Source organism: Pseudomonas sp. ICMP 10191, from assembly GCF_001467335.1.
Classification (GTDB): Bacteria; Pseudomonadota; Gammaproteobacteria; order Pseudomonadales; family Pseudomonadaceae; genus Aquipseudomonas; species Aquipseudomonas cerasi.
Genome location: NZ_LKGW01000009.1, coordinates 1 through 1,322, shown reverse-complemented (window position 1 = coordinate 1,322; position 1,322 = coordinate 1). Strand labels below are relative to the sequence as shown.

The 1,322-nt window shown below is 48.8% G+C and carries 2 pseudogenes; both read left to right on the top strand.

The annotated features are described in order from the left end of the window. Window positions 1-34: 34 nt before the first annotated feature. A pseudogene (locus AO388_RS02280) lies at window positions 35-1,058 on the top strand (SEL1-like repeat protein). A 97-nt stretch (window positions 1,059-1,155) separates the two neighbouring features. Continuing rightward, window positions 1,156-1,322: pseudogene (locus tag AO388_RS29990) on the top strand (SEL1-like repeat protein); the annotation flags it as partial.

Below are 1,322 nucleotides of genomic sequence, written 5' to 3'. Positions count from 1 at the left end.
TGCCCCACAAATAGGCACATACAAGGGAATGGAAATGTTCACAAGGCTGGTTTTTCTGGCAATTCTTACCACAAGTCTCTGCGCTTGCGAGAAGAAAGGTCACGACAGCGTTACTGATGAAGACATGGCTAAAGCCATGGAGAGGCTTTCGTTTGTCTGCACTCACGAAGCAGACCATTTGCCTACTGTAAACGATGACGCTCAGGTGCTGTATCGCTATGCCTTATTTCTACAGTCGAGAGAAGGTGTTAAGAATTTCACTTATATCGCCAGATATTATCGTTTGGCATACGCAGCAGGAAGCTACAAAGCAGCTACCAATCTGCACGCTTTGATCTCAGAGGGTCTTATCGAAAGTACCGATCCAGAGAATGAAGTTATTGATATCGTGGAAAGTTTGATCGCTTGGGAAATTCCCGGAGGCTACTACGACATGGGGCATTATTTAGAAACAGGATATGGAGTCAAACAAGACACGAGTCGTGCTAATGCTTACTTCCGGAGAGCTGCCGACTTGGGAAATGCTGACGCTCAATACTACGTGTCTAATTTGCTTGAGAACATCGAAGACGCCAAGCAGGTAGTGCTTGATATGCGTCGTTGCGCTATGGATCAGGGTCATGCCGAGGCAGCCTACAGCTACGGTATTTTTCAGAAAGCACGGGATATTTATCCTGAAGCGGTACAAGATTTCCAAGCAGGTGTCCGGAACGGTAGTTCCAATAGCGCCGGTTTTTTGAGCGGTGGGTTTAAAACCACGGAGGCCAAAAACCGCCTCTATTATTTTGCCCTTGAGGCTGATTCTGAGCGTTCTGTGCGATATAAAAAAATTGAGAAGTTTTTGAGTCGCTATGAACATCTCGGACCAAAAGTTCCAGATATCGACCAGATCGTTCCCTTGCCCCCAGCCAAGCTTCCGGAATGGGACGGCACATTCGAATGGCTGAAAAAACGCGAGTCCACGCCCCCTGCCGAAAAGCCATCGGAAGACATGATTCCGGGCGCTAAGCCAGGAGAAAGGCCTCGACCCGGAAACAGGTCTGCCGCTACCGAAATGACGTGATAACGATGGGTATACGTTAAGCCATACCTGCTACGCCCCAAAGGAACGGAGTCCGGAATCGGGGAATCTGACCTCGACACAAAGGAATGGAAATGTTCACAAGGCTGGTTTTTCTGGCAATTCTCACGACAAGCCTCTGCGCTTGCGAGAAGAAAGGTCATGACAGCGTCACTGATGAAGACATGGCTAAGGCCATGGAGAGGCTTTCGTTTGTCTGCACTCACGAAGCCGACAATCTGCCTGCTATAAGCGAGGATGC